The organism is Acidimicrobiales bacterium (assembly GCA_016794585.1).
In the GTDB taxonomy this organism is placed as follows: Bacteria; Actinomycetota; Acidimicrobiia; order Acidimicrobiales; family DATDAH01; genus JAEUJM01.
Genome location: JAEUJM010000028.1, coordinates 1 through 3,544, shown reverse-complemented (window position 1 = coordinate 3,544; position 3,544 = coordinate 1). Strand labels below are relative to the sequence as shown.

5 protein-coding genes are annotated in these 3,544 nt (G+C 72.1%); 1 reads left to right on the top strand and 4 read right to left on the bottom strand.

The window, feature by feature from the left end; all coding sequences use genetic code 11:
* Window positions 1–306: 306 nt before the first annotated feature.
* A complete protein-coding gene (locus JNK12_14530; protein ID MBL8777156.1) occupies window positions 307–1,221 on the top strand; it encodes an NAD(P)-dependent oxidoreductase in 915 nt (304 codons plus the stop codon).
* A 46-nt stretch (window positions 1,222–1,267) separates the two neighbouring features.
* On the opposite strand, the gene JNK12_14525 is transcribed toward JNK12_14530, so the two are convergent.
* The 4 genes from JNK12_14525 to JNK12_14510 all read right to left on the bottom strand — a co-directional run.
* Complete coding sequence (locus JNK12_14525; GenBank protein MBL8777155.1) at window positions 1,268–1,930, bottom strand: hypothetical protein; 663 nt, start codon at window positions 1,928–1,930, stop codon at window positions 1,268–1,270.
* A complete protein-coding gene (locus JNK12_14520) occupies window positions 1,927–2,301 on the bottom strand; it encodes a tRNA-binding protein (GenBank protein ID MBL8777154.1) in 375 nt (124 codons plus the stop codon). The genes JNK12_14525 and JNK12_14520 overlap by 4 nt, the downstream gene beginning before the upstream one ends.
* Before the next feature lie 20 nt (window positions 2,302–2,321).
* Complete coding sequence (locus JNK12_14515) at window positions 2,322–3,014, bottom strand: hypothetical protein (GenBank protein MBL8777153.1); 693 nt, start codon at window positions 3,012–3,014, stop codon at window positions 2,322–2,324.
* Between the two features lie 53 nt (window positions 3,015–3,067).
* Window positions 3,068–3,544 (bottom strand): DUF2505 domain-containing protein (locus JNK12_14510; GenBank protein ID MBL8777152.1); only part of this gene is annotated, 477 nt, incomplete at its 5' end.

The window sequence follows — 3,544 nt, the reverse complement described above, 5'->3', positions numbered from 1 at the left end:
ACAGCCTCGCCAAGGCCCGCGTCCACGTCATCGACGGCGACCTCGAGGAGGTGACCCCGCACGCGCTGACCGAAGCCATGTAGAACATCCCCGAGGCTGACGCGCTCGACCGTCGCCTACACCACGTCCTGGGGCATGACCTTCGCCTGCCCCCACCAGAGCAACGAAGTGTCACTTGTGTCTACGTATCCAGTGTGACACGCCGAGGTGCGCCGTGTGAAGAATGGCCGCGACCTCCCCCCTATTTGGGGGTCATGATCGCGTCAGGTGGAGAGCGGGATGGGAGCGTTGCGTACAGTGTGCGAGATGTCGTCGGGCGCCCGCATCCTCGTCACCGGGGTCACCGGCCAGGTGGCCGGGCCCGTGGCCCGGGCGCTGGCGAGGGACAACGAGGTGTTCGGCGCCGCCCGGTTCCGGAAGGGCCGGGGGCGCGACGCGGTCGAGGCCGCCGGCATCATCCCCGTGCACCTCGACCTCGAGGCCGCCGACTTCGGCGACCTCCCGGACGGCATCGACTACGTGTGCAACTTCGCGGTCGCCAAGACCAACGACTTCGGCCGTGATCTCGCGGCGAACGGCGAGGCGCTCGGGCTCCTCATGCGCCGGTACCGGAACGCGTCGGCGTTCCTGCACTGCTCGTCGACCGCGGTGTACGAGCCGAAGGGTCACGACCCGATCGCCGAGGACGACCCCCTGGGCGACAACCACCGCCCGTTCGGCTTCATGCCCACGTACAGCATCTCGAAGATCGCCGCCGAGGTGGTCGCCGGCTTCGCCGCCCGCGCCTACGACCTCCCCACCACGATCGCCCGCCTCAGCGTCCCGTACGGCGAGGAGGGCGGCGGCTGGCCGGCGTTCCACCTCGAGTTGATGCTCGCGGGTCACCCCATCCCGGTCCACGAGGACGCGCCCAGCGTCTACAACCCCCTGCACGAGGACGACATCGTCGAGCAGGTGCCCCGCCTGCTCGCCATCGCCGACGTGCCGCCGACCGTCGTCAACTGGGCGGGGAACGACGCGGTGAGCATCGAAGAGTGGACGGCCGAGCTCGAGCGCCTCACCGGAGTGGTGCCCCGCCTGGCTCCCACCCGCACCACCATCGAGAGCGTGCGCGTGGACACCACACGCCTGCACGAGCTCGTCGGCCCGGCGAAGGTCGAGTGGCGCGAGGGGCTGCGCCGCCTCGCCGAGGCCCGGCACCCCCGGCTCTTCATGGACTGACGGGGACCGACCCACGCCGCCGAGAACCGACAAGGGGAGGGGTGGGTCAGAGCAGGGCGGTCGTGCAGTCCTCGTCGGTCTCGATGCGGCGACCGCAGGTGGCGCCATAGGCCTCGTACTGCGAACCAGCGTCCGCCGCGGCGTAGAGGAGGTCGCAGTCCAACAGGTCGCCGGCATGGCACTGCACCGCCAGGGCGTCGAGGAAGGCGTCGGCGCCGAGGCCGGTCGGGTCGTCCGCCGCAGGGAGCAGCACGTCGACGCAGAGGCGGTTGGTGGGGGCGTCGATTCTGGCCCCGCAGGTGGCGCCGTAGACCTCGTAGAGCGACCCATCGGGGCTGGCGACGTACAGGTCGTCGCAGGCCGTCAGGTCGGCCTGGTGGCAGTCGAGCGCCTTGGCGTCGAGCTCGGGATCGTCACCCAGCCCGCGTAGCGCAGCGACGCCGTGCTCGTATCCCTGCGCCTCCCCTGCCGACACCGAGGCGGTCGTCGACGTCGACCCCGGCGCCGGCTGCGCCGCCGCCACCTCGGGCGCGACGTCGTCGAGCAGCGCCACCAGCCCACCGGTCGGCGCCCCGGTGGTCGTAGAGGTGGTGGACGGCCGCCCCGCAGCGCCCTCGCCATCGCCGTCGGACCCGCAGGCGCCAAGGACGGCGCCCGCCGACAACGCCACCAGCCCGGCGACGAGGGCGACCCTGGCCCGCCCGGTCAATAGACCCGGGCTCCTTTGTAGGTGCCTCGGCCCGGGTGCAGCAGCGACAGGGTGCCGTCGCCGGCGTCGACGCCCAGGATCAGCATCTGCGACTGGAACCCGGCGATGTTCTTCGGCGGGAAGTTCACCACGGCCACGACGTAGCGCCCGAGCAGCTCCTCGCGCTCGTAGCCGGTCTTCGCCTGCGCGCTCGTCTCACGGACCCCGATCTCGGGCCCGAAGTCGACCTTGATGCGGTATGACGGGTTGCGCGCCCGTGGGAACTCCTCGACCGAGATGATCTCGCCGGCGCGCACATCCACCTTCGCGAAGTCCTCGTACGTGATCTCGGGTTCGAGCGGCGGCAGCGCCGGCAGGTCGGGGTCGGACATGGCGGTGAGCGTAGGCGGGCTCAGGCGGAGGACTCGACCGCTCGGACCGCCTCGTTCGCCGCGGACCGGGCAGCAGCCTGGGCCTGGCGGGCGAGACGGGTGAGGGACCCGACCCGCCAGGGGGCTCGGGCCAGGAAGCGAACGGCCGCGGCGACGTCAGGGGTGCCGTCCGGACGGGCCAGGCCCTGTTCCATCGTCGCCACCACCGCCTCGTCCCCGGCCACGTCGCTGATGGCCCGCGCCACCGACCAGGGCACGCCCACACGCTCGCAGACGGCCGCCACGGCGGCGGTCTCCATGTCGAGGGCAGTGATCCCGTCGCGGGCCAGCGCGGCCAGGTGGTCGGGGTCGGTGATGAAGTCGTCCCCCGTCAACAAGGTGCCCGAACGCGGCGTCGGGCGGTGGCCTCCGAGGGCGTGGGGCCGGTACCGGGCCCCGGTCCGGGCGTCGGCGACCTCCTCCGGGTGGAAGGCCGCACCCAAGGGGTGGTGGGCACCGACCGCGCCGGCGACGCCGACGACCACGACGTGGGAGACGTCGGTGGCGGCCAACACGTCGGCGGCGACGCCCTCGGAGCGGGCGGTGCCCATCCCGCACGCGACCGCGACGACCGGCACCCCGCCGACGACACCGCGGTGGGCGGTGCGGCCCGCGAGCTCACCGTCGCGACGGAGACGCCCGACCCGCACGAGGGCGCGCAGCTCCAGGGGCATCGGCGCCAGCATCGCCACCGCCGTGCCGGATCGCACGGGTGGCGTCGCCCCGCTCAGCGCCGCTCGGCGACGCGCCGGCGGGTGTACTCGAACTCGCGGCGGATCTGGGAGGCCACGTCGCCCTTGGCCCAGTTGGCGATCTTGCCGCCGATGAGGGGGATCTTCACTTGGACGTCACAGCGGACGGTGTGGCGCGTGCGGCCGTCACCGAGGTCCTCGAACACGATGGTCCCGTCCGTGCGCACGGGCGCCCCTTGGACATCGATGGTGAAGGTGCCCTCCTGGCGACCGTCGACCTCGGGCCCGAAGTGCACGGTGTGTTCGATGGTGTTGGTGGGCTTCAGCGCCTTCTGAGCGAAGCCGGGTAGGTCGACGGTGATCACCCGTCGGTTGCGCATCAGCCATCCGTCGCCGTCGGGTCGGCACTCCAGCATCTCGACGTCACGATCGCCCCCCTCCTCGAAACGGGTGAGGTACTCGGCTTCGTCGGTCTCGACCGCGAACACCTCGGCGATGGTGGCGTCGTAGGT